General features: G+C 48.6%; 22 protein-coding genes. 10 read left to right on the forward strand and 12 right to left on the reverse strand.

The genetic code is table 11. The features are described from left to right. The first annotated feature begins 4 nt into the window (after nt 1-4). Nucleotides 5-2,785 (forward strand): fibro-slime domain-containing protein, encoded by a 2,781-nt coding sequence (locus CRN95_RS07170; protein WP_097020488.1) that lies wholly within the window; start codon nt 5-7, stop codon nt 2,783-2,785. 107 nt (nt 2,786-2,892) lie between these two features. On the opposite strand, the gene CRN95_RS07175 is transcribed toward CRN95_RS07170, so the two are convergent. The 11 genes from CRN95_RS07175 to ffh form a co-directional block, all read right to left on the reverse strand. Then, nucleotides 2,893-4,323, reverse strand: coding sequence for a MiaB/RimO family radical SAM methylthiotransferase (locus CRN95_RS07175; protein WP_097020489.1), 1,431 nt, complete (start codon nt 4,321-4,323; stop codon nt 2,893-2,895). Further along, the gene (locus CRN95_RS07180; RefSeq protein WP_097020490.1) at nt 4,320-5,567 is read right to left on the reverse strand and encodes a SpoIID/LytB domain-containing protein; all 1,248 of its coding nucleotides are present in this window, start codon (nt 5,565-5,567) and stop codon (nt 4,320-4,322) included. The genes CRN95_RS07175 and CRN95_RS07180 overlap by 4 nt, the downstream gene beginning before the upstream one ends. 5 nt (nt 5,568-5,572) lie before the next feature. Next, a complete protein-coding gene (gene def / locus CRN95_RS07185) occupies nt 5,573-6,112 on the reverse strand; it encodes a peptide deformylase (protein WP_014547023.1) in 540 nt (179 codons plus the stop codon). Between the two features lie 2 nt (nt 6,113-6,114). Next, on the reverse strand, nt 6,115-6,480 hold the full coding sequence (gene yajC, locus CRN95_RS07190; protein ID WP_015732288.1) for a preprotein translocase subunit YajC: 366 nt from the start codon (nt 6,478-6,480) through the stop codon (nt 6,115-6,117). 203 nt (nt 6,481-6,683) lie between these two features. Then, nucleotides 6,684-7,583: a Crp/Fnr family transcriptional regulator gene (locus CRN95_RS07195; RefSeq protein WP_097020491.1), complete on the reverse strand. Its 900-nt coding sequence runs from the start codon at nt 7,581-7,583 to the stop codon at nt 6,684-6,686. Next, entirely contained in the window at nt 7,580-8,488 is a 909-nt protein-coding gene (locus CRN95_RS07200; RefSeq protein WP_097020492.1) for a Crp/Fnr family transcriptional regulator, read from the reverse strand. The genes CRN95_RS07195 and CRN95_RS07200 overlap by 4 nt, the downstream gene beginning before the upstream one ends. Nucleotides 8,489-8,519: 31 nt before the next feature. Next, nucleotides 8,520-8,867, reverse strand: coding sequence for a 50S ribosomal protein L19 (gene rplS, locus CRN95_RS07205; RefSeq protein WP_073424632.1), 348 nt, complete (start codon nt 8,865-8,867; stop codon nt 8,520-8,522). Between the two features lie 16 nt (nt 8,868-8,883). Next, on the reverse strand, nt 8,884-9,588 hold the full coding sequence (gene trmD, locus CRN95_RS07210) for a tRNA (guanosine(37)-N1)-methyltransferase TrmD (protein WP_097020493.1): 705 nt from the start codon (nt 9,586-9,588) through the stop codon (nt 8,884-8,886). After that, a complete protein-coding gene (gene rimM, locus CRN95_RS07215) occupies nt 9,585-10,139 on the reverse strand; it encodes a ribosome maturation factor RimM (RefSeq protein WP_088629284.1) in 555 nt (184 codons plus the stop codon). Before rimM ends, trmD begins: the two co-directional genes overlap by 4 nt. A gap of 104 nt (nt 10,140-10,243) precedes the next feature. Next, entirely contained in the window at nt 10,244-10,657 is a 414-nt protein-coding gene (gene rpsP / locus CRN95_RS15110) for a 30S ribosomal protein S16 (protein ID WP_014547029.1), read from the reverse strand. 225 nt (nt 10,658-10,882) lie between these two features. Then, a complete protein-coding gene (gene ffh, locus CRN95_RS07225; RefSeq protein ID WP_014547033.1) occupies nt 10,883-12,247 on the reverse strand; it encodes a signal recognition particle protein in 1,365 nt (454 codons plus the stop codon). Between the two features lie 865 nt (nt 12,248-13,112). On the opposite strand from ffh, the gene CRN95_RS07230 reads away from it, so the two are divergent. The 3 genes from CRN95_RS07230 to CRN95_RS07240 all read left to right on the forward strand — a co-directional run bounded on the left by CRN95_RS07230 (nt 13,113) and on the right by CRN95_RS07240 (nt 14,713). Further along, the gene (locus CRN95_RS07230; protein ID WP_097020494.1) at nt 13,113-13,577 is read left to right on the forward strand and encodes a hypothetical protein; all 465 of its coding nucleotides are present in this window, start codon (nt 13,113-13,115) and stop codon (nt 13,575-13,577) included. A gap of 163 nt (nt 13,578-13,740) precedes the next feature. Further along, a complete protein-coding gene (locus CRN95_RS07235) occupies nt 13,741-14,346 on the forward strand; it encodes a hypothetical protein (protein WP_097020495.1) in 606 nt (201 codons plus the stop codon). 64 nt (nt 14,347-14,410) lie between these two features. Continuing rightward, nucleotides 14,411-14,713 (forward strand): hypothetical protein, encoded by a 303-nt coding sequence (locus tag CRN95_RS07240; protein ID WP_145993972.1) that lies wholly within the window; start codon nt 14,411-14,413, stop codon nt 14,711-14,713. A gap of 68 nt (nt 14,714-14,781) precedes the next feature. Here CRN95_RS07240 and CRN95_RS07245 read toward each other — a convergent pair whose 3' ends face one another. Continuing rightward, entirely contained in the window at nt 14,782-16,215 is a 1,434-nt protein-coding gene (locus CRN95_RS07245; protein ID WP_097020497.1) for a sodium:alanine symporter family protein, read from the reverse strand. A 50-nt stretch (nt 16,216-16,265) separates the two neighbouring features. On the opposite strand from CRN95_RS07245, the gene CRN95_RS07250 reads away from it, so the two are divergent. The 6 genes from CRN95_RS07250 (at nt 16,266) to CRN95_RS07275 (ending at nt 23,586) form a co-directional block, all read left to right on the forward strand. Beyond that, nucleotides 16,266-17,429 carry a pyridoxal phosphate-dependent aminotransferase gene (locus CRN95_RS07250; RefSeq protein ID WP_097020498.1) on the forward strand — a complete coding sequence of 388 codons (1,164 nt, stop codon included), beginning with the start codon at nt 16,266-16,268 and terminating at the stop codon, nt 17,427-17,429. Between the two features lie 163 nt (nt 17,430-17,592). Beyond that, on the forward strand, nt 17,593-18,987 hold the full coding sequence (locus tag CRN95_RS07255; RefSeq protein WP_097020499.1) for an alpha/beta fold hydrolase: 1,395 nt from the start codon (nt 17,593-17,595) through the stop codon (nt 18,985-18,987). Between the two features lie 48 nt (nt 18,988-19,035). After that, nucleotides 19,036-20,217: a hypothetical protein gene (locus CRN95_RS07260; protein ID WP_235002929.1), complete on the forward strand. Its 1,182-nt coding sequence runs from the start codon at nt 19,036-19,038 to the stop codon at nt 20,215-20,217. A gap of 8 nt (nt 20,218-20,225) precedes the next feature. Next, a complete protein-coding gene (locus CRN95_RS07265; RefSeq protein ID WP_097020501.1) occupies nt 20,226-20,570 on the forward strand; it encodes a MetQ/NlpA family ABC transporter substrate-binding protein in 345 nt (114 codons plus the stop codon). A gap of 46 nt (nt 20,571-20,616) precedes the next feature. Beyond that, on the forward strand, nt 20,617-22,032 hold the full coding sequence (locus CRN95_RS07270; protein ID WP_097020502.1) for an MATE family efflux transporter: 1,416 nt from the start codon (nt 20,617-20,619) through the stop codon (nt 22,030-22,032). Between the two features lie 147 nt (nt 22,033-22,179). After that, nucleotides 22,180-23,586, forward strand: coding sequence for a glycoside hydrolase family 16 protein (locus tag CRN95_RS07275; protein ID WP_097020503.1), 1,407 nt, complete (start codon nt 22,180-22,182; stop codon nt 23,584-23,586). The last annotated feature ends 1 nt before the right edge of the window (nt 23,587 follow it).

The raw sequence follows: 23,587 nt of genomic DNA on the forward strand, positions 1-23,587 counted from the left end.
TATTATGAAATTGACTAAATGGATTACCCTAAGCGCTTTATTTGGTTTTTCCGTGTCCTTTGCACAAGGCGCTAAGGATGTCCGTATCCTGGATATTGTTATTCGCGATTTCCAGCCGAATCACCCAGACTTCGAAAATTTCTCGGAAGAAGCTGTTAAGCATCTGGACAATATTTATAATTACAGGACTGGTACTGGAACGCTCATGCAGTTGAATGGCTATGATCTTTCCTGGTATAATAATGCGGCCAAGTATCATTATTCCTGTGGTAATATGAATACTATTGCTTTGGGTGCCGGTGCTGCGATTGGTGCAGATGGTCTTCCGATGAAGCCTAACTATGCTCTGCCTTTGTATTTGCAGCAAGTTTCTACTAAAGATACTTTGCGATATGGTGAATGCGGTGATAAGTATAAAGACCCGAAGACGCAGGTCGAACTGACTCAACGTGGTTATAAGAACGCACAAAATGATGTTAGTGGCTACAAGTGCCCGAATGGAAATACCATGTGGGCAAACCCGGTTATTTATACTCCGGGCATGGTGGCTCCGTATTTGCAGTTCCCGAAAATGACGGGCGGCGAAGGCAAATATGACATGCTTAATGATGTGGTTATTGTTAAGGCAAACGACCTTTGTGATAACCAGTACTTTGAACAGTGGTTTGCAGATGTCCCGCCGGTAAATGGCCTTTATGTCAATAAGCGTGTTAATACGACGATGGACATTCCGAAGGACGATAATTCGAACTACTTTATTTACGACTACAACTACAACAATGGCGGTTATTCTCCGTTGGATAGTATCAATCCGGATACTAGAGAATGGGTGATGAATAAGCCCTGCAACCCCAAAATCCAGCCAAACCAGGTTTGTGATCAGTTTGATCCGCAGACGCTTTCTATTTTCTGCCCGCCGTATGATTATGAATGGCGCGATAAGCAGGCGGACTATCGTGGAAATAACACGTATAAGCTTTGTACGGACTGGCTGAACTATGGTGGCCCGCGCAATGTAAGTGCAATTGACGGTAGTGGTTATAGTGCTGCATGGCAGGCTGCTGTGTATAATGGTTCTTTGGGTAAGCAACACCTCCGCAATTACGCCTTTACGATGATGGGCTATGCTAGCTTCAAGTACAAGCAGAGCAACCAGAGTCCTATGCACGAAGTCTTCGAATTCGCCGGTGACGATGATATGTGGATTTTCGTGGATGGCGTTCTTGTCGTGGACTTGGGCGGTACTCACTTGTCAGCTCCGGGTAAGGTGGATATTGAAGTCCTTGCCAAGAACAACCATGGTTGCCATATCCTTGCTGACGGAACTCCGGAACCTCTTGCTAATTATTCCAACTGCGCTGGCGCTTCTGATGCAAAGGGTTGGGCTGATGATACCTGGCACCATTTGCACTTCTTCTATGCAGACCGCCAGTCTGATGGTTCTAACATTTATATTCGTACTTCTCTTGCTGAACTTGCTCCGTCTCGCTATGGTCAGCCGTCTGTAGGTAACGTTATTGTGAAGGTGGGCGAAGATGGCGTTCCTAAGAACAGTATGTTTATGAACGTTCCGCTTGCTGATTCCACCGTTGCCAATATGGTCAATCCGATTAATAACGCTCCGTCTATGCTTGTGATGCGTGATGAAGTTGTGCTTGGTTTAGATGGCAAGCCGTTAAAGAATTCCCAGGGTACGGATTCCATGGTCACTAATGTTTATGGTTATTATGTGTCAAAGATGGAAGGTCCTGTTGATAAAGGTGCTGATGGTCAATTGTACCAGTTCAGCGGTACTTTGACGGATGCGACTGGTAGAGTTCTTGAAGGTGGACTTTTGGGTAATGACCGCATTGCCTTTAACGTGAAATGGTCTCAGGGACTTGAAGATGATGGCAATGGCGGAAACTACACTGCTGATGAATGGAAGCAGATCATGTTCTGGTCTAAGTTGATGCCGTTTAACGTCGCTGCATCTTCGGGTAAGAATGTGGAAGGCTTCGACGAAAAGGATAAGTGGGCCAAGATTTCTTATACGGCAGTCGCTGTTGTGACGGTTATTCCTGATGATCCGGCTTATGACCGTCCGGACTTTACTAACGAAGCTCAGAAACTTTCGAATTTGGCTGAAGCTAGCGATGATGGAACTCTCCCGACGGATATGACGGCTGACCTTGTGTTGACTCCGATTCCTGCAACGGGCATTGACCCGATGAAGTGGGCTAAGGATAATGCCGAAACCATTACGGTTTCTGGCCCTCAGGGTGAAGTTGCTGCTGGTTCTGTCGTTTATGGTGCAAGTCAGGGGACGAATTCGACGCTTTGCTATAGCAATGGCTCTAAGAAAGTTCCTGGCAAGAAGAGTAATGAATCTTGCACACAGTGGTCTTTCCCGACAACTCAGCCGTTCCACGTGAACATTCGTGTGTTTGACCATCTTGGACACTTTGTGAACCAGTATACCAAGCGTGTTACGGGTGATGATTTCAAGAATGCATTGATGGGTCAGCGCGCCGGTAGTGTTGTTGCTGGCAAGACTGAACCTAAATGTAATGATTTGCCGTTGTATGGTGAAACTGGTGCCTTGCTTGCTACGATCAAGATGTATCCTGTAACGGATAAGGGTCGTTTGCTCGCTACGGGTCCGTATGTATACCAGATGACGGTTGTGTTGGAACAGTTCGATTATTGCTATTCGAATGGTAGTTCTACAACGCCTGCAACGATGCCGTTCCAGCGTACTACGGAAACGATCAGACGCGGTTATCGTAGAACTGTAAGAAAGTAATTCTTAGAGAATATTGAAGATACTCCCTGTGGTGATTCCACGGGGAGTTTTTTATAGTCTGTGGGAGGAAAGCGCGCAGGGGCTCGCGGCGTGTGGCGCCGGTGCGGTTAGAGAGGCTTTGCTATCAGTGCGAAGGGTTCGGCATCGGTGATGCGGACGCGGAGCGTTTGCCCGGCAGGGAATGTGCCTTGTAAGGCGACGGGGCGGTAGGCTTCGTTGCGGGCGATGGTTGTGCCTGCGCGGTAGCCGGGCTTTTCTGTGACGACGGTGCATTCGTCGCCGATCCATTCGCGGTTGTTCTCGAGGGCGATTTTCTGGAACGCTTCGGCGAGAATCGCGGAACGTTCGTGCTTGATATCGTCGGGGACTGCCAGGCTGGATGCTGATTCGAGATGCGTTGGTTTGCTTGTTTCGAGACGCGCGGCGACAGTGCCTGGGCGTGCGACAAAACGCGTGTTGTTGCAGACGGTCGGGCGAGTTTCTTTTAAAAGCTTTAACGTATCGTTGAAATCAGCGTCGGTTTCGCCGGGATAGCCGACAATAAGGTCGGTGCTGAGCGTGAACTTGCGGAATCGCTCGGTAAAGGCGTGGGCGAGGGTTGCGTAGTCGCGTGCGGTGTGACGGCGGTTCATCGCCTTGAGAACGTTTTCGCTGCCACTCTGGACGGGAATGTGGATGAACTTGTAAATGCGATTATCCGTGAAGCAATCCAAAAGTGCTTCTTGATAGCCGAGGACATGGCGCGGATTGCCCATGCCGAGGCGGATGTGGTAATTGCCGTTCACGTGTGTGAGGATTCTTTGTGTGAGTTCAGCGAGATTCGTGCCGATGTCAAAACCGTAGCAGGCGCAGTCTTGGCCGGTGAGCTGGATTTCGAGGCAACCGTCATCGACGAGCGCTTGGACTTGATCTACGATAGTTTGGGGCGCAAAGCTGTGGAGTCGTCCTTTGACGAGGTGCGTGCTGCAAAAGGCGCACGCGTCGAGACAGCCTTCTTCGATGTTCACGATGCCGACGAACGGGGATTCGCGAAGGACATTGCGATAGATTTTGTTGCTGCCGGGAGTGCGCGCGGATGTCTGACTTGAGGGGGATTGCGCGGACTGGGTTGGTAATATTGCCGAATCTTCAAGTTCTTTTAGGCTTGTGAATTGAACGTGCGGAACGGCGCGGAGAGCTTCTTCGCGGAAGTCCTTAGGGGCGCAACCCGTGATGTATATGGGAACGCCCGGAAATGTGCTCGCTGCTTTGCGCAGAAGTTTCATGGCGCCCGCATTGCCCTTGACCGTGCAAACGTTCAGGTAGAACGCTTCGGGCTTTTCAGTGCGGAAGTCCACGGGATTTGCGGCGCTTGTGGAATTCGCGGCATTTTCAAGATTCGCGGGCGTCTTGGAAGAAAAACTCGTTGCTCTTGTGGAATGCGCCGGCTTCGCTTCCGGAAACTCGAACGTGACTTCGGATTTTTGCGAGAGGATGCGCGCAATCTTTTCACCGTCACCGAAATTTGCGGCACAGCCCTGGCTTAAAACGACTATCATCTCTTGAATTTTTCCAGCGTGATGCCGGGGTAATAGTGCGTTAAAATCTGGATGTAGCTTTGACCGGCCTGTGCGCGAGCGCGAGCGCCCATTTGGCAAAGCCCAACGCCATGCCCGAATCCCTTGCCTTTGAGAATCCATTCATTCCCGTTCTTGTGGATGCGGAAAAAGCTGGAGGGGAGGATGGTGCCACCGCGCTTGAATAGCCAGCGGATTTTGTCTGCTTTGGCAGTGAAAGAACCGTTGTTCGTTTCGATGACGAGCGTGTGGATGCGACCGCTTTTGAGCGTGTCTTGAATGTGCATCGACTTGATGCTCGAAAAACTCGGGACGTTTGCTTTCGCTTCTTTTGCGTTTATCTGGAATAAATCGCGAAGTTCATCTTCGGTGAATTCACGAGTCCATTCCGAGTAGCTTGATTCGCGGCACCACGGTGTTCCGTCGGGGCGGAGGTCGGGCTTGTTTTTGAGATAGGGGTGGTCTGGGCGACCCCAGGTGACAACGCCTTCGGTTTCGCCTCCGCAAGTGGAATGGTAATAGGCAGTGATGAATTCTCCGTTGTACGTCATCACGACGCCTTCGGTTTCACGGATGGCTTTGTCTGTAAGTGCCGTGGCGCTGTGGAGACCTTTGTAGACTTGGTCGCGTGTGTCGGCGTAAACGTCAAAGCCTTGTGCGACTCGGCTGCCGAAGTGCTTGTAGGCATAGGTACGTGCGGCAACGGCTTGGGCCTTGAGCGCTTCAAACTTGGATTCGTCGAGTTTGCCGATTTCGTAAGGAACAACGCCTCGCAAGTAATCTTCAATGTCGATGACGTTGATGGCGTTTAGCTTGTTGCCATTGGCGGTGACGATAAATTCACCGTTGTAGCAGGCTTTATTGAGGCCTGCCTTGTCTGTTGCAATGGCGATGCAATCGCTTGCGGAAGATCCTGTGGCCTTGAAAACGCGTCGGTCTGCGGTTTGCTGGCGCTTTGATTTTGTCTTGATTTTGAGTTTGCCTTTAGAGGCGGTGATGTGCAGTTCTTCGTTCTTTTGACGGACGAAAATGTTTGGCACACCGACAAAGACGCCCACCTGGATAGGGCGGTTGAGTTCTTTGGCGATTTTTTGAGGAACGATGGTCTGCTCAGATACGCTGTTTGCTTCGATCGGGCTATACTCAGAATTGCCGGCCGCAAGAGATGAGGTCGCCAAGGAGAGTGTCGTCAAAGCAACTGCTGAAAATATCCGGAGCAGGCCCATGGACCTTATTTCTTTTTGAGCTTCGCCTGGGTTTCTTTTGCCATCTTGCGGAGCTTGGACTGATTCATCGTGCGGTCCGACGTCGAGATCTTATCGACAAAGAGGTCGCCGTTGAGGTGGTCGCATTCGTGCTGGATGCAGCGGGCGAACAGACCTTCGCAGTTATGAATTTCCTGGGCTTCGCCATTGATGTCAAAGAAACGAACTGTCACGCGGTCCGGACGGACAACGTTGCAGAAAATTTCCGGGAGGGAGAGGCAACCTTCATCGTAATCGACGTTTTTGGCATCCGGTTCAGCTTCCCATTCGGGGTTGAACATGATGTACGGACGCGGTTCCTCTTCGTCTGGAATGGCGGTGTCGATGACCACGAGACGGATGTTCTTGCCAATCTGCGGAGCGGCAAGGCCGCAGCCCGGAGCATCGTACATGGTTTCGAGCATGTCTTTTGCGAGCTGGCGGAGTTCCGGCGTGATTTCGGTGATGGGTTCGCACTTTTTGCGAAGCACCGGGTCACCGTAAATTCTGATGGGGAGAATGGCCATGATTACTTCTTTTCTTCGACCTTAGCGGAAGTGTCGTTGTTGATGACGCGGAGAATGGCTGCCTTTTCGAATTCGATGGTGGAGGTGCCAGTGCGGAGCGTGATGATGTTTTCTTCCATGCTAGCGATGGTGCCGATGATGCCTGCGGCGGTCATGACCTTGTCGCCCTTCTTGAGCTGCTTGCGCATTTCGTCCATCTGCTTCATTTCCTTCTGCTTCGGGCGGATGAAGAAGAGCCACATCACCACAAAGAGGAGGATGAGCGGGAGGAAGCTAGCGAGAGCGCCCGGCTGTTCCGGCTGAGCGGCTGCGTCCTGTGCGAAAGCGGCGATGGAGGAAAGAGTCACGAGAAGTGCAGAGAGTTTCATATTGAACCTTGTAAAAGGGTGAATGTGTTACGTAACAAAGATAGTAATTTGGATTTTAGAACTTAGAACTTAGAGCTTAGAATTGCTGGCAATAATCGATACTTGAATTTTTTTTCGTTTTACAAGAAGGCGATTCCCGACTGTCATCCCGGACTTGTTCCGGGACGGGAATGACATTCAGTCTATTGACTAATGACCGATGACTACTGGCCAGTAATTAATTTCTTATCGAGCAATGGATAAATGCGGTTGAGTTCGAGCAGGTTTAGGAGCTTGTCGAAGTTGGCGCAATATTTTTCTTTGGGGAGCTCTTTGAGGAGCTGCTTTTGCAAAAGCGTTTCGAGGTTGCGCGGGGTGAGGCTCATCCCGTGCATGGTGCGCTTGGTTTGCTCAATCAAATCGCTGGTGTTAACGGCAACGAGACCGTCGGACTGGAGTTCGCCTTTGTCGCAGGCGGCTTTCACAAATGCGGTGAGGATAGCCTGGTCGGTAAGCGAAAGGATGTTCGGCGATGTGCTCTTGTAAATGGCGCGATGGCGGAGCGTCTCGTAGAGAATCTTGATCAGCGGCTTGTTCTCTACAGATACGGATTCCGATTGCAAACGGACGAGCTTGAAGTCCTGTAAAATAATTAATAGTTTGTATGTTCCAAGTGCGGAGAGCTTTGAAAATTGAGCGATTTCGTCTTGTAGTGCGACTAAACTAATATCTTTCGCGGGCATTCTCGAAAGCACGAACAACAGCGACGGGAAAGTTGTGATCAAGTCGCTTTTGCGCTTGTTCTCTTGCGCGATGTGATTGCGCTGTGTGAGGAACGCGAGAATGGACTTGAGCCAGATGGGTTGTTCTTTCATCGTGTCGTGCAAGGCGCTTTGCGGAACGACTTCGATTTCGCAGTCTTCTTCGGCGCAGACCGTGTATTCCATGGGTTCGCCTGCGATAAGGCTGAGTTCGCCAAATGTGGAACCTGGGCCGAAATTCAGAATTTGCGTACCGTTTTGCTCGTCCTTAGAAGTTGCGGTAAGTGCACCGCTTTTGACGATGTAAAACGAATGGGTGAGGTCGCCTTGCAGGCAGAGATTTTCGCCTTCTCTCAAAATCATTTGACCGTCCCCTTGAGATTTGGCTCGTACTGCAAAGCCAATAAATAGTAATTTACTTTGTCAAAATTAAGGGCGAAAAGATGGTTCTCTTTTTCGTTGAACCATTCAAATTGCTGCATTTGGAGCCAGTCTGTAACGCCAACTTCAAGGTTATGTTCCTTGAATAAATTCATCCATGCGGAGCCGTCTATGGTTGTACTTGGTTCGAGAGTCGATAGCCAAACGAGACATCTCTTTTGCTGGAGCGTGAGCTTGAACGGAAGCCACGGAAGTTCAAGTTCTTGCGTCTTGAGGTAGTCCGCGAAAATTTTGAGAAGGAGCGGGTCCGGGACGGTTAGCGTCGAGCCGTTGGCTTGCGGGATGAGCATCTTGCGGCGGATAAGCGTCTTTAGAGCTTCGTTTGCAGCGGGGAACGGCGTCTTGGTGAGCCACGAGAATTCTTGCAACAGCAACTGCTTTTGCAAAATTTCGTCTTTGCTGTAGAATTTGCAGAAAGAGGCGAGGCTTTCGAGCGGATTTTCCGTCTTTGCTGCGCGGATGGACTCGTTGATGCGGCGCGTTTTGGCCGAAATCGCCTTGATAGCTGCCAAAAGCCAGACGGGGAGCGCCTTTAGCTCGGATTCCATGCACTCGTCATTGATGATGGTGATGGTGGAATCGGTTGTCGCCTGGAAAATATAGCGTACGGGTTCGCGTTCAAGCAGGGCGCCTACGCCCACGAGATTTCCGGGATGGATCTTGAAAACGACCTTGTTGTTCGCTTTGGGGTCGAGTGCGACAAGCTCACCTTCGTTCAAAAGGATGATTTTCTTGTCTTCGTCCTCTGGTGAGGATACAACAAAACCCGCCTTCACGCGGAGTCGCGTGGGCGGGATAAGTCTTGGTTGCGAATTCCCCGTAATCATCGGGAAATAACCGCCTTCGAAGTCCGGCTAATTAAGCCTGGCGTTCTTCGATACGTGCAGCCTTACCGCGGAGGTCGCGCATGTAGTAAATGCGAGCCTGGTGAACCTTACCGGAGCGTTCGACAACGATGGAGTCGATGCGCGGGGAGTTGACCGGGAAGATACGTTCGACAGCGACTGCACCGGACATCTTGCGGACCGTGATGGACTTGCCGATGCCAGAGTTCTTCTGCTGAATAACGACGCCCTTGAACGGCTGGATACGTTCCTTGGTACCTTCGATAACCTTGACGTTAACGGTAACGGTATCGCCAGCACGGAATTCCGGAAGGTCGGTCTTCAAATTTTCGTTTTGGATTGCTTCAATGTTCAGGGACATAATGTGTACCTCGTTATTATTTGTCGCCAAATGTAGTATTTATTTCAAGATTTTTAAAGATGTCGGGGCGTCTTTCTTGCGTTCTTTTTAACGATTCTTGACGTCTCCACTCTGAAATGTTCTTGTGATGACCGGAAAGTAGCACCTCAGGCACCTTTTTTCCTTCGAATTCTTCGGGGCGGGTGTAGACGGGCCAACCCAAAACGCCTTGCGCAAAAGAGTCCGTTTCACCGGATTCCTTGTGGCCCAGAGCCCCGTCCAGCAGTCGCACTACGGCGTCCGTGACGAGCATCGCCGGAAGTTCGCCTCCGCTCACGACAAAATCGCCGATGGAAATTTCCATGTCGACCTCGGTCTGGCGGATGCGGTCATCGATTCCCTTGTAGTGTCCGCAGACAAGAACAAGGTGGTTTTCTTGAGAGAGTTCTTTAGCAATCTTGTGTGTGAAGGGGACGCCATCTGCCGTGAGGTAGATGACTTTTCCGCCATCTTCCTTGACTCCCGTGCTGCGAATGGCCTTCGCAAGCGGTTCGGGACGGAGTACCATGCCCGGTTCGCCACCGTACGGAACATCGTCCACCTGCCCGTAGGCGTTGATGGCGAAGTCTCGCAGATAGACTGTATTGAACTCAAACAAGCCTTTTGCCTGTGCGCGGCCCATGATTGAATTTTTCATCGGCGCGAACATTTCGGGGAAGATGGTGATGCAGTCGATCTTCATCGTTCCTCCGGGCAAACGGATTTTAAATAGTCGCTATCACAAACAATGAACTTTTCTTCGTCGTTGATTTCCTTGACGCAATCGTCAATCCAAGGGGCGAGGATGGACTTGCTGCTGAATTCAGATTGCACGGCAAGGTCGAACTTGATGAGGAACGCATCGACCGTCATCAGTTCTTGCACTTCGATGACTTCACCGACGTCGCGACCGTCTTCGGTGTGGACGCGGAAACCTTCCAGGTCGTCAAGATAGTATTCGCCTTCGGGGAGCGGGAGACGTTCGGATTCGGGAATCATGACGTCGCCATTGACGAGCGGAGAGAGTGCTTCTGGAGTGTCGAAACCCTTGAATTTCAAGAGCCAGAGGTTGTTTGCCTGCTTGGCATCTTCGAGGGTGAGTTCCAAAACTTCGCCATTCCTCTTTTGAACGCGCACGTCTTTAAGGCTCTTGCAGCGAGTCAGGTCGTGGGTCAGGGGCATCGCTTTGATGTAGCCTTTGACGCCATGCGCACGCATGAGCTGGCAGACGGTGATGTATTCTTGAGAATCCATTTTAGAAGAAAGACGAGAGACTAGAGACGAGAGATGGTTGTTTGTGGTTTGCTAAAGAAAAAAGTCCCGTGCATGCGGCACGAGACTCTTTATTAAAGGCGTAATTAAGCCTGTGCTTCTTCAGCGGCCGGAGCTTCAGCAGCTTCCTTGGCAGCCTTTTCGGCTTCGAGGCGAGCCTGAGCCTTCGGGCTCAACTTGCGCTGCTTGGACTTGATTTCGCGAGCGACCGGAGCCTTGCCTTCGATGGAGCGGTTGGCCTTGAGGTCGTGGAACAAGTCAGAAATGCCAGTCTTCTTGAGGAGAGACTTGACAGTGTCAGACGGCTGTGCACCGACGGAGAGCCACTTGAGGACCTTTTCCTGTTCGAAGCGGATTTCCGGCTGCTTGAGGTTCGGGTTGAAGAAACCGACCTGTTCGATAAAGCTATCGTCGCGAGCCTTGCGGTTGTCGATGACGACGATGCGGTAGATCGGGTTGTGACGCTTGCCGAAGCGGGCGAGACGGATAACAGTTGCCATTTTATACCTCTTTATGGGGTTTTTCCCGAAATTTCGGGGTTTTAGTTCTTTTGATGCCAAATATAGCAAACTTGCTTTTGTGTGTAAAGGACGGCAATGAAAAAAAATCCGTCATTTACTTATAAATTAATTTGTTGAGCGGCGCGAAAATCTATAAAAATGCCGAAATTTGCTCAAAAATGCCAATTTTAAACGAAAAAGACCCGCTTTGTCGCGGGCCCTTGATTATCTCTTTTTCTTCTTGTTTTTGTCCTTGGGCGGGGTGTAGTTCGAACCGATGGTTCCGCCGTTGTTCTGGCGCTTGGCGAAATCGCCGACCTTCTTGAACATTTCCTTCATGCTTTCGTACTGCTTGAGGACTGCGTTCACGCGGGCGGCATCCGTGCCGGAACCCTTTGCGATACGGGCCTTGCGGCTACCGTCAATAATCTGCGGCTTCTTGCGTTCCTTCGGCGTCATGGAGCTGAGGACAGCTTCCACATAGACCAACTGCTTTTCGTCGATCTGGTCGAGCGGGAGCTTGTTGAGTCCCGGGATGAGGCTCAAAATATCCTTGATGCGGCCGAGCTTCTTGATCGTGCGGAGCTGCTTCAAGAAGTCGTTCAAGTCGAACGTGTTGTTGAGAATCTTTTTCTTGAGGTCCTTCGCGTCCTTTTCGTCGATGACCTGCTGAGCCTTTTCAACGAGGGAGACCACGTCGCCCATGCCGAGGATTCGGCTAGCCATGCGGTCCGGGTGGAAAAGGTCGATTTCGTTCAGCTTTTCGCCAACACCGATAAAGCATATAGGCACGCCCGTCATCTTCTTGATGCTGAGCGCTGCACCGCCGCGGGTGTCGCCATCCATCTTCGAGAGGCAGACGCCCGTGAAGTTCAGACGGTTCCAGAAAGTCTCGGCGACATTCACTGCTTCCTGACCGATCATGGCGTCAGCGACGAACAAAATTTCGTCCGGATGAACTGCGTCGCGTGCCTTTTCGAGTTCCTGCATCAACTCTTCGTCAATCTGCAAACGGCCTGCGGTATCGTAAATCACGAGGTCAAAACCGTTGTCCTTTGCGTACTGGTAGCCGTGCTTGATGATTTCGACCGGATTGCCCTGGCCTTCGTCATAAACCGGGACGCCGATGGACTTGCCGAGCACCTGCAACTGCTTGATAGCGGCCGGACGGTAAACGTCAGCGGCGACGAGGAGCGGTTTCCTCTTCTTCTTGCTGCGCATCCAGAGGGCAATCTTGCCTGCAAACGTCGTCTTGCCCGAACCCTGCAGACCGACCATCATGATGCCCACCGGGGAGGGGGCGGAAAGGTTGATTTCCTTAGTTTCTCCACCCATGACGGCTACAAGCTCGTCGTGGATAATCTTCACAATCTGCTGACCCGGGGTCACGGAATTGAGCACTTCGGCGCCCATGGACTTTTCCTTGACAGACTTCACAAAGTCGCGGGTCACGTTGAAGTTCACGTCGGCAGCGAGGAACGCGCGACGCACCTCACGCAGCGATTCCGCCACATTTTCTTCGGTAAGTTTGCCCTGCCCACGCAGGTTCTTGAGGGTATTTTCTAGAGAATCAGTCAGCTGTGAAAACATAGTGGGTCAAAGATAGTAATTAGAACTTAGAACTTAGAGCTTAGAACTTAGAAAAGTGTGTGAAAAAGCTTGTAATGGTGTCATTCTGAGCGGAGCCAGTAAGGCGAAGTCGAAGAATCTATAAAATTTAGGAATGTTGGTGAAAATGCTTGTAATGACGTCATCCTGAACGCGAAGCGTGAAGGATCCAGTAAATTTTATATGGGGAGGGAGAAGTCTCTCCCTCGCTTCAGCCTTCGGCTTCCGCTACCTTTTCCGCCGCCCTGAGCTTGTCGAAGGGGAGCGGGCTTCAGACGCCAGCCCGCAACGCCTGGCTTGTCCTGCCCGCACGCCATCAAAATCCTTTGAAAAATTCCCATTTTTTAGAAAAAATCACTCTTTTGTAAACTTTTTGTGCGTTTCGCTCTTTTTTATGTTATCTTTTTAACGAAATAGAGTTTTTACTCTTGTTCTCCAAACGAAATCTGCAAATTTCAAATAACCGAGAACAAGGTGAACGCTCACGCAGGCACGCCGTTTTTGCGGTGTGTTTCAGTTTGCTATGCCGACTATTGAGTCGGTCTTTGGCCGTATGGTCAAGGGCAACAGCCCTTTCGGGGCGTGGGTCGTTTGCGTTTATCGGTTATAGGCTTTGCAGAGCCTCGTTTGGATAAATGCAACGATCTGCGCCTTTTTTGTATTCTCTAAAAATGCGGATTATTGCCAAGAAGGGGAGAAACTCCTGTAATTTTAATTAAGGAGAAATTTATGCCTAAATGTCCTCATTGTGGTGCTAATGTTGATGCTGAAGATCCTTTTATTTGGACCTGATTTTATAAATGTTCAAAATTGACCCAAGTCGTATCACTTAAACAAGGAAACTATTATGTCAAGAGAAAGAAGAGTTAACTATCAATGTAACTATTGCGGTAAGAGCGGAATAGGATATGTAGAAGAAGAATATAGAAATAATCAATGGCAAGTTGTCAGTGAGACAATTCCCAATGGATGGAGTAGATATCGCTATAAAATGCTTGTTTGTCCTCAATGTGATGATAATCCCAAAGTAAGAGCGGCTATTCGAAATAAAATAAAGTCAAAAGATTCTTCCCGCACAGGTTGCTTTCTTGCTCTTGCTTCATTTTCAATATTGATTCCTGGATTTTCTTTTTTGGCAAGTAAAGACTACATTGGGATTATATTTTGTTCGGCCATAGTGATAGGTAATATCTTTATTTTTAAAGCACTAGGAACTAAAAAAAGTGGATATGTTATTTCTGTTCTACTTTTAATAATTGAAGTATTCCTTTCTTTTGCTTTATTAATAGGCTCTATTGATGCTGGCAAATAATCAGATTCTTCGAATTATGTTGCAGCTTTAATAACGGAAAAGCGTAATGTATCCCCAATGGGTTAACAAGTAAAACATCCTCCTTATCTTTATTGCTTGAAGTAGAAAACTATAAAAATTTTGAACAGTTAATAAAGTTATGGAGGAAGTTTATTTTTCCCCGATGGGTAAAAATACAAGAAAGAAAAATAGTCTAAGGAGTAATGATATGGTGAAGTTTTTTGCTTTAGTTTTATTTATGGAGGCCATGTCTTGGGCTGTTGTTGTTAAGCCTCCCTTTTCGAAGAAAGATATTCTCGTAAATATTCTATCTCCTTCGAATACAAGTACTTCAAAGGTGTTAAGTACTATGCCGATTGTTATTGATGGACGATATATGTGCCCATATATTGGTTCCGTATATGGTCCCATGGAAAAGGATTTTGTCTGTGCTGATGCGTATGTTTATCATTTGGTACGGGTTGCTGCAAATACAAAAAAATCCTTAGATTGTTATTATGATTACAATCTGCTTAGTGGTGATCATACGCTTTCCGTTCTGCAACAGAAGGAATGCCCAGATATTCTTGTTAGCTATGCAGGATACAAATTTTTAGCAGCTGTTTATTTTGATGAGATTGATGATTATCGATTGTATTTCTTTGATATGGATGTCCCGAAACAGGTTTTTCAGGGAGATTTGGATAATTTTCCCAAGGTACAATCTCAAATTCGGTATAGACGAACGCATATGGGTCGTGAAAAAACTAAAAATGAGATCATATTTTAGTCTCTAATTAAAAGTGTGTGCATATAAGTATAGCAGGCCGTGAACGACCTGCTGCTTTTATGGAATGCGCGGCCCCTTGCGCGCTCAATCTCGAAATAGTAAATTCTTATTTAGTTCAAATTTCAACAGCGAGGTAAAGAAAATGACGGATGTGATGGCTGAACGCGAAAACGCTTTTGCCGAAGGCAAAGAAGAAGGTTTTGCCGAAGGCAGGGCGGAAGGCTTTGCTGAAGGGGCTTTTACCGAGCGTACAAAAGCGGATAAGGAAAAACGTCAAATGGCGAAAAGTCTCAAGGAACAGAATGTAGATGTTTCTATAATCGCTAAAACGACTGGTTTTTCTGAAGAAGAAATTCGCAGTTTATAGCTGAAATTCAGTCTTTAAGAATGCAAAAAAGCAGGCCGCATGAACGACCTGCTTTTCTTGTTCCGTTTTTACAGCCTTTGTCCTTCGTTCCAGTAATCGGTGGGTTGCTCGACGCCGCATTCTTTTGCGATGTAGACGGGTTCAAGTCCTTTCTTTCGCTGGTCGATGTAGTTCTTGAGAGCTTTAATCGCAATTGGCGAGAGAATCAAGATGACGGGGATGTTCACGAGGACCATGAGGCCTTGGCAAAGGTCTGCGCTGTCCCAGGCGAACGATGCGCTGGATGTGGCGCCTAAGAAGACGATGGCGGTTGCGATGGTCTTGAATACATTGCGGATTTTCTTGGTGGGGCGCCTGTTCAAGATGAAGCGGAGGCAGCCTTCGGTGTAGTAGTAGTTTCCGATGAGCGTGGTGTAGCCAAAGAGGCACATGGAGAATGTGATGAAGATGGCGCCGTTGCTGCCGAGAACGGAGGCGAGAGACTTTTGTACGTAAATGATTCCCGAAATGTCCTTGCTGGGTTCGATGTTGGTCGAGAGGCACATGAGGGCTGTGGCGGAGCAGATGAGGAGCGTGTCGATGAATACGGAAAGCGATTGCACGAGGCCTTGCTTGACGGGGTGCGAAACGCTTGCACTTGCACTTGCGTTCGGGGCAGAACCCATACCTGCTTCGTTGGAGTAGAGGCCGCGCTTGATGCCGTACATGATGCAGCTTCCGGCGAAGCCGCCAAATCCAGCGTCAAACGAAAATGCATTCTTGAAAATCGTGCCGAACATGGCGGGAACGTTCGATATGTTGTATATGATGATGCCGAAGGCGACGATGACGTAGATGGTTCCCATGAAGGGGACTAGGTAACTTGTGATGGTGGAAATTTTCTTCGCGCCTTCCCAGATGCAAAGAGCGAAGAGTGCGGCTAAAATGAATCCGACGATGAACGGTGTGGATGCCTGATCGTAGAATTTGTATCCGGTGAGGGAGTCCTGAATGTTGTACGAGGCGAGCAGGTTGTAGCCCACGATGTAGGTGAGGAGCACAAAGCCCGAGAAGAGAACGCCTAGCCAACGTTTGCCGAGAGCTGTCTGGATGTAATAGGACGGTCCGCCGTAAGAGTGTCCTGTGACATCGTCATGGCGCTTGTAAATCTGGGCGAGGGTGGATTCTACGAATGCGGAGGCGGCGCCGAGGATGGCGATTACCCACATCCAGAAAATGGCGCCCGGGCCGCCGAGGCAAATGGCCGAAGATACGCCGACGATGTTTCCGGTGCCGACGCGGGAGGCTGTCGAGACCATCAATGCCGCAAATGACGAAATCCCGTGCTTGTGCAATGGCTTTTCGCGGGTGACACGGAATGTTTCGATCAGATAGCGGACTTGTGGAAATCCCAAACGGACTGAAAGGAATACCCCAGCAACAATCAAAAACAGCGGGACTATGTAGAAATCGTAAAGGGCGGTGTTAAGCACCGAAACAACGGGATGTAAGGGGTTTGACATAGAAATCTCCTATTGGATAAATAGTAGAAAAATTTTTAAATTTTCCCGCCATGCAACCGTTAAGTAAACGCACTGAAACTTTTACCGATTCCGTTATCCGCCGAATGACCCGTATTGCCAATGCTTGCGGGGCTATTAACCTGTCGCAGGGATTTCCTGATTTTGACCCGCCTGAGGCGCTCACGAAGCGTCTTTCGGAAGTGGCTTTGACGGGGCCGCACCAGTATGCGATTACTTTTGGCGCGCAGAATTTCCGCGAGGCGCTGAGCGATAAGCAGTTCCATTTTAGCGGGCTGCGTTACGATCCGCAAAAAGAGATAGTGATTACTTGCGGCAGTACCGAAGCGATGATGGCTTCGATGATGTCGGTCTGCAATCCGGGCGATAAGGTGGTACTGTTCTCGCCGTTTTACGAGAACTATTCCGCCGATACGATTTTGTGCGGGGCGACTCCGGTTTATGTGCCGCTTTCGCCTGTTGACTTGAGCTTTGATGCGAACGTCTTGGAAAGTGCGATGGCGCAACCTGGCGTGAAGGCGCTGGTGCTTTGCAATCCGGCAAATCCGAGTGGTAAAGTCTTTACGCACGAAGAACTTTCGATTATTGCATCGCTTGCTGTCAAGTACGACTTGTATGTGATTACAGACGAGGTTTACGAGCATATCGTTTTTGCTCCGCATCGCCACACGTACATTGCGACGCTCCCAGGAATGCTCGAACGCACGATTGAATGTAGCAGCTTGAGCAAGACTTACTCGATTACGGGTTGGCGTTTGGGCTATGTGCTTGCAGCGGAACCGGTTATGGAACGCATCAAGAAGGTTCATGACTTTTTGACGGTGGGTGCTGCGGCTCCGTTGATGGAGGCTGCTGTGACGGCGCTCCGTTTTGACGACTCGTACTATACGGGGTTGCAGGCGCATTACACGCACATGAAGGATGTATTTACAAACGGACTCCGCAATCTCGGGTTGCGTTTTACCGAACCGCAAGGGGCTTACTTTGTACTGATTGATATTAGCGAGTTCGGGTATGAAGGAGATGAACAATTCTGTATTGATATGGCGCAGAAGGTGGGTGTCGCGGCTGTTCCGGGGTCGAGCTTCTTCCGCGAGCCGGTGGACCATCTTGTTCGTTTGCATTTCGCGAAGAAAGATGAAACGCTTTACGAAGCACTCAATCGCTTGGAAAATTTGAAAAAGTTGAAACGATAGCTTGTGTGAATTAATTTGTAATTAAAAGGTGTGGCGGAATGCTGCTCCTTTTTTAGTTATAAAAAAATTGTATCATCAGTAATGAAATAATAGTATTGGACAAAAGCCTCCGCAGAATCTAATATTGTGCCAACAAAAAAACAACTTAACAACGGAGGAATCAATGAATATCTTTAAAAAAAATACGAAACTTTCGACTATTATTTTAGCATCACTCCTTTCACTTTCTGCATGTTCTGATGACGATTCAAATTCTGTCGCTCCTTCAACCTCTGAAGAACATGAACATCATGCTACGGAAGAACATTCCGGTTCTGGCGAAACGCATTCCGGTGCTGCCGATGAACATTCTGGTCATGCTACGGAATCTGGTGACCACAAATCTGCATCAAGCGGCTTGACGCTTGGCGATGAAAATATTAAAGATGGCATCATTTTCTTGCAGGATACGACAATTAATGGCGTGTTGACGGTGAATACTTCAACGCCGGGCGCAACGGTGCTTAAAAACGTCAAGGTCACAGGCAATTTGTTGATTAAGCGCTCTGGCCGCGTCGATTTCTCGGGTAGTGCCGATGTGGTTCACGTGGGTAGCAGCAATACGGATGTCTACGCTTTTGAAGACAACGCAAAAGTGAATGGCCATCATTTTATGGGCAAGAACAATACCTTTACGACCAAGAGATTTTCGGATTATCAGGAAGTAGATTGGACCGAAAAGGCTGTGCATTTGTCTACAGGAATCCACTTGGCTTATACGGTCACGGGTGACGAAAAGGGCACTCCTGTCATTTTGATCCACGGCCTTACGGATGGTCGCGTTTCTTGGTCGCAGGTGGCTCCACAGCTTGCCAAGAAGGGCTATCGCGTTTATGTTCCGGAACTCCGCGGTAACGGAAAGACGGATAAACCTATTGAAGAATCGGCTTATGCGCTCAAGGAATTGACGAATGATATCGCAGCCTTTATTGATAAACTTGAACTGAAGAAGCCGCATATTGTTGGCCATTCTCTAGGCGCGTTTGTGGCGCAGGAACTCTCTATTTTGCATGCCGATAAAATTGCATCCATTACATTGATTGGCTCGGGCGCTGCGGTCGATGAAACGAATGCCACGATAGATTGGCTTGTGAATGGCACAGGTGATAAAAATTTTGATGGAATTTTTGCTTACGATTCTACGCAGAAACTTCCTGAATCCTTCATTGAAAAGTGGGGCGAAAATACGAATCCCGATGAAGAATTCCAGGCGGCGAACTTGGAACATTTAAAACAAGTTCCTTACTATGCATGGAAATTCCTCGTCAGGAATTTGTTGAAGATTGATAATTCGAATCGTCTTTCTTCGATTAAATCGGATGTCCAAATTATTTGGGGTACAAAGGACGCTATATTCGATAAAAAGTCGCAGGAAACTTTGCAAAAGGGTCTCGATAAGGCAAAGAGCATCGAATTCCATGAAATCAAGGACGCCGATCATAATACACATTGGGGCTCCAAAGCCGCTGTAGAAACGGTAACGGACTATATCGACAACTTTATCAAGGGCGACAAGTAATTATTAATTATGGGGAGGAGTATCTGTAAAAAGATACTCCTTTGTGTTATGAATAAAATAATTTTATCATGCGTTTTATTGTTTGCGGGTGTCGCTTTTTCTGAAATTCGCCCGAAGTTGGACCTTTCTGGGATGGTGATGGTCCACGCTTATTCCGATTGGAATACGGATGAGCCTAAGGTTACGCACCGTTTTGAATCTATGCTAGATTTGGACTTTGACCTTCGTTTTAACGATCGCTGGTCTGCATGGCTTGAACTCGAAGCGATGGGGATGGCGATGAACGGAATGGAGGATATGGAAGGAATGGACATGGGCGATGAATCGTCTATGGATCCCGTAAATCCTGCTGTTGTCTTTAATGGCGCGTATATTCAATACACTCGTTCGGAACGCACTTTCTTTCGCGTTGGTGACTTGAAATTTTTTGAAGGTATTTTCAAGAATTATTATGATTTCGGGGATCCGCGCGATGACGCTGCAGGCATTTCGCAAAAGACGATTCGCGGTTTAGAATTCCAGTGGAACGGATTGCAATTTGATATAGGTTTTGGCACTGCGGGCAATGACCAAAGTTGCCATTACCATTTCATGTTTGGCGAGTACATGGGAATGGATTGTCTGGAAGGTTATACGTATGAAGTTCATGCGGCGTACGACTTAGAAATTGCAAATCAAGTTTTCCGTCCTTATTTTGATTACAAAAGCTATCAGCGTAAAGACTACAATGAACTTTATGCAGGCTTGGATGTATCGCTATCTTTGGGAAACTTTGCTTTCCACGGGTTGTACGGATTTCATTCGGTATTCCTCGCAAGTGACGATGCTGTCTCGAACCACGTCTTGCTTGTAGAACCGTCATTTGATATTTCGAGATTTTGCATAGTGGGCTCTTTGTTCTATGCGTTCATCGATGACCCTGTTCGTACAAGTCTAGAAATTACCTCGCGTCCGGAATACTTTTTTGCTTTCATTGAACCGAGTGTTGCCGTGAATGAATATCTGAGTATCGGCGTTCCTTTGGAATTGCATACGAACAGCTTGGATAAAAAGGATGACTTGGGCTCTGTGCGCATCGGCGGAAGATTCTACTTTAATGTTCCTGACTTTAAAATAGATATTATTTCGATGGTGCTTGTCGATATCCCGTATGGCGATGATTGGCCGTCCGAAGGGAATAAGAATGATCCTTCCTTTATTTTTGGTGTAGAAGCGATGTTTGACTTCTAGGAGCTCATATGAAAAAGATTGTATTACTTTGTATTTTGCTGAGTTCCCTTGCGATGGCTCGTTTTGATTGCTGTGCCCGCAAACGCGCAACTATTAAAAAACAAGAAACTTCATTGACTTTTTCGGTGGGAGTGGTCCGTGATGAAGATGAGTCCCTGCTGAAGAAGGCTTCATCTTCGCTTGCCAAGGAATCTATCACGTTACAGATAAAAAAGTGGGATACTCAGGAGCATGCCAACGAGGCACTTGCCAAGGGCTTTGTCGATGGCTTGTATATTGATAGTCTTTGGTTTAACTCGGATTCAGATAAGAAAGAAGTTCTCTTGAGGCTGAAAAAAGAAATAGGAAAGTAAAATCGGCTGTCGCGCGGTCTTTGATTTTTTCTATCTTTGCCAAGCTATGGTTGATGCTATTTTAAATAGGTTCTATAAACCTTCGAAATTCAAGAAGAACGGGGACGTGAAGGATGTGCTCGTGGTGGCACTCCCGATGCTTCTGTCGATGTCGTTTGACACGTTCATGACGTTCATTGACCGATTGTTCCTCTCGAAGCTTGGCCCTGCCGAAATGAATGCGGCGCTTGGGGCGGGGGCGGTGCAGCTTGCACTCACGATGTTTTTTACGGGCGCGATTAGCTATACGACGGCAATGGTGGCTCAGCGCTTGGGTGGTAAAAAACGCTGGGATTGCGCCCGCGTGTTCATGCAATCGGTGTACTTGTCGCTGATTTCAGTGCCGCTTTTGTACCTCACGATTCCGCTGGGGCATTTTGCGTTTGGACTGGAGCATTTGCCGGCGGATCAGCTCGAATACCAGAAGACGTATTTCAATATTTTGATGTTTGGCGGCGTAATCAATTTGTTGCGTAATGCCGCTCCGTGTTTCTTTAGCGGTATTGGCGAAACCAAGGTCGTGATGAAGGCTGCTTTCGTTGGCATGATTGTGAACGTTGCTTGCAACTTTGTGTTGATTTACGGCTACGGTCCGATTCCTGCGATGGGCGTTGCGGGCGCTGCTTATGGCACGCTTATTGGCAATGTGGTTTCTACGGTGATTCTGTTTGCGAAGTTCTTTAGCAATAGTTGCCATCGTCGTTTCCGCACGCGTTTTGCTTTCGCGTTTAGCTGGCCGTTGACTCGCGAACTTTTGAAAAAGGGCATTCCGTCTGGCGTCGAGATGTTCTTGAACATGGCGGCGTTTCAGTCGTTGATTTTGATGTTCCATGCGCTTGGGCCTGAGGCGGCGACAGCTTCTTCGATCATGTTCAACTGGGACTTGGTGGCGTATGTGCCGCTGATGGGGCTGGAGGTCGCGTCGACGAGCCTGGTGGGGCGCTATGTGGGCGCCAAGAATGCCGCTGCGGCAACGCGTTCGACTTATTCTGGACTTAAGCTTGGCTGGGGCTATTCTCTGGTGATGGGCGTTTTTTTCATCTTCTTGCCGGGCGTGTTGACGGACATTTTCAAGCCGGATGTTGCCGAGGCGACGGAAAGCGCGCTTGCGATTTTTAATGCGGCTCGCCCGATGAGCATGTTCATGCTTCGGATTGCGACGTTCTACATTTTTGTTGAAGTCTTGCTCGTGATTTATGCGGGTGCGCTTCGCGGTGCGGGCGATACGGTCTGGGTGATGTTCGCTTGCGGTATCATGAACTGGTTCGTGGCGATTGCCTTGTACATCGTGGCTTACGTCTTCCATCTGCCGGCCCATTACGCTTGGATTGTCGTGGTTGCCGTTTATAGCACGGCTCCGCTGATTTTCTGGCGTCGCTGGAAGAGCGGAAAATGGCGCAGACACGTGATGAACGCTAAGTAAAGCTCAAAAATCGTAGATTCGGGGCTTTTTTACAACTTTTAACTAGGCTTATCGAAGTGCTGTAGGTATATTTATAAGACCTGCGGCATTTTTGTTTTTGGTGTGGGCTATTTTTGCAGAGGTCGTGGGTGAGGATTGGAATTGGATATGAAAAAAAATCACGTCATTGCGGGCTTCGTTGCGCTCGCATCTATCGCTTTTGCTGCCCCGCCGTCTAACTTTAGCGGCTGGAATCTCGTTTTTGAAGATAACTTTGACGGCACTTCGCTTGACACGAAAAAGTGGAACTCGACGTACAACTGGGGCCCGACGCATAACCATCGCGCCTACTGCGCCAAAGAAAACGTGATTGTCTCCGATGGTACACTCAAGCTCAAGGGAGAAAAGAAAACGCATCCTGATGCCAAAGGACGAAAGGCCAAATTCAACAACAAGGAAATCCCTGTCGATTACACTTCGGGCGCAATTGACACCAAAGGCCATTTCGAAGTCAAGTACGGATATATTGAAGGCCGTTTCAAGGCACCCTCACAAAAGGGAACTTGGCCTGCGTTCTGGACGTTGCAAGACGGCTGGCCTCCTGAAATCGACATTTTGGAAATTCCTGCGTCGCGTAAGCAGCACCATTATTATTTACATTACACAGACCCGAGCTGGTACAACAGTCATGGCTCGGCGTGGGATCATGAAGCCTCTTTTGGCGGCCATAAGGACGACAATGTGGACCGCTCGGCGGATTTCCACACGTATGCGGTGGAATGGGATGAATCGACGCTTAGCTTTTATTTTGACGACAAAAAGTTTGCAAGTTACAACCGCCCGACTGAAATCAAGCAGCTTTCGGCGCAGTACATTATCGTGAATTTGGCGATTGGTGGCTGGGCTGGCGATGATATTGAAATCACTTCGGACAAACCTGCATATTTCGAAGCGGACTGGGTGCGTGTATGGCAGGCGAAACCTGCAAAGCCCGATACCGTGCGCATTATGTCGATGAATTTTGGTACATGCATGACGCGAACTGCCGAGGACAAGCTTGCGCTTGGCGATTGCAGCGGCGATAATGCGATTGCAACGATAACTCCGCTTTCTTCGACAACTTACCGCATCAATTTTGGCGATATCTCGCTAGATACGCCGAATGAGTCAACTGATGCGGGTGTGACGATGGGCCTTTACAAGTGGAATGGCGGCGGTCATCAAAAAGTAGTCATGGAAAAGCAATCCGGCTATGAGGGCTCCGTGGTGCGCATGAAAATGCAACACAGCAATATGTATCTGCGAGCAACGACGGATGGCGAACGCGTGGTGCAAAGCTGGGCTGATGACTGGGAATGGAACCAGATGTGGCGTTTACTCAAGTCAGGTGATGAAATTCCGACGAAGGATCCTACGATTGGTTTGCGCGATGTCTCGCGAACACAAGCCCCTGCTTATGGCGCCAAAGTTTTCCGTAAGAATGGGATGCTTTACGTACAGTTCGGCGACGGGCTTCGGGGCGATAATTCCCGCGAATCCCGCACCTACGATTTCAAGGGCCGGACAATTAAATAAA

The organism is Fibrobacter sp. UWB16 (assembly GCF_900215325.1).
In the GTDB taxonomy this organism is placed as follows: Bacteria; Fibrobacterota; Fibrobacteria; order Fibrobacterales; family Fibrobacteraceae; genus Fibrobacter.

What these genes read in the sequence shown, in the direction of transcription:
- CRN95_RS07180 (WP_097020490.1), bottom strand. Translation starts at nt 5,567, where the DNA reads ATGGGCCTGCTCCGGATATTTTCAGCAGTTGCTTTGACGACACTCTCC.
- CRN95_RS07200 (WP_097020492.1), bottom strand. Translation starts at nt 8,488, where the DNA reads ATGATTACGGGGAATTCGCAACCAAGACTTATCCCGCCCACGCGACTC.
- CRN95_RS07245 (WP_097020497.1), bottom strand. Translation starts at nt 16,215, where the DNA reads ATGTCAAACCCCTTACATCCCGTTGTTTCGGTGCTTAACACCGCCCTT.
- CRN95_RS07270 (WP_097020502.1), top strand. Translation starts at nt 20,617, where the DNA reads ATGGTTGATGCTATTTTAAATAGGTTCTATAAACCTTCGAAATTCAAG.
- rimM (WP_088629284.1), bottom strand. Translation starts at nt 10,139, where the DNA reads ATGGATTCTCAAGAATACATCACCGTCTGCCAGCTCATGCGTGCGCAT.
- CRN95_RS07170 (WP_097020488.1), top strand. Translation starts at nt 5, where the DNA reads ATGAAATTGACTAAATGGATTACCCTAAGCGCTTTATTTGGTTTTTCC.
- rpsP (WP_014547029.1), bottom strand. Translation starts at nt 10,657, where the DNA reads ATGGCAACTGTTATCCGTCTCGCCCGCTTCGGCAAGCGTCACAACCCG.
- CRN95_RS07175 (WP_097020489.1), bottom strand. Translation starts at nt 4,323, where the DNA reads ATGATAGTCGTTTTAAGCCAGGGCTGTGCCGCAAATTTCGGTGACGGT.
- CRN95_RS07250 (WP_097020498.1), top strand. Translation starts at nt 16,266, where the DNA reads ATGCAACCGTTAAGTAAACGCACTGAAACTTTTACCGATTCCGTTATC.
- CRN95_RS07235 (WP_097020495.1), top strand. Translation starts at nt 13,741, where the DNA reads ATGGGTAAAAATACAAGAAAGAAAAATAGTCTAAGGAGTAATGATATG.
- CRN95_RS07275 (WP_097020503.1), top strand. Translation starts at nt 22,180, where the DNA reads ATGAAAAAAAATCACGTCATTGCGGGCTTCGTTGCGCTCGCATCTATC.
- ffh (WP_014547033.1), bottom strand. Translation starts at nt 12,247, where the DNA reads ATGTTTTCACAGCTGACTGATTCTCTAGAAAATACCCTCAAGAACCTG.
- def (WP_014547023.1), bottom strand. Translation starts at nt 6,112, where the DNA reads ATGGCCATTCTCCCCATCAGAATTTACGGTGACCCGGTGCTTCGCAAA.
- yajC (WP_015732288.1), bottom strand. Translation starts at nt 6,480, where the DNA reads ATGAAACTCTCTGCACTTCTCGTGACTCTTTCCTCCATCGCCGCTTTC.
- rplS (WP_073424632.1), bottom strand. Translation starts at nt 8,867, where the DNA reads ATGTCCCTGAACATTGAAGCAATCCAAAACGAAAATTTGAAGACCGAC.
- CRN95_RS07195 (WP_097020491.1), bottom strand. Translation starts at nt 7,583, where the DNA reads ATGATTTTGAGAGAAGGCGAAAATCTCTGCCTGCAAGGCGACCTCACC.
- trmD (WP_097020493.1), bottom strand. Translation starts at nt 9,588, where the DNA reads ATGAAGATCGACTGCATCACCATCTTCCCCGAAATGTTCGCGCCGATG.
- CRN95_RS07265 (WP_097020501.1), top strand. Translation starts at nt 20,226, where the DNA reads ATGAAAAAGATTGTATTACTTTGTATTTTGCTGAGTTCCCTTGCGATG.
- CRN95_RS07230 (WP_097020494.1), top strand. Translation starts at nt 13,113, where the DNA reads ATGTCAAGAGAAAGAAGAGTTAACTATCAATGTAACTATTGCGGTAAG.
- CRN95_RS07260 (WP_235002929.1), top strand. Translation starts at nt 19,036, where the DNA reads ATGAATAAAATAATTTTATCATGCGTTTTATTGTTTGCGGGTGTCGCT.
- CRN95_RS07240 (WP_145993972.1), top strand. Translation starts at nt 14,411, where the DNA reads ATGCGCGGCCCCTTGCGCGCTCAATCTCGAAATAGTAAATTCTTATTT.
- CRN95_RS07255 (WP_097020499.1), top strand. Translation starts at nt 17,593, where the DNA reads ATGAATATCTTTAAAAAAAATACGAAACTTTCGACTATTATTTTAGCA.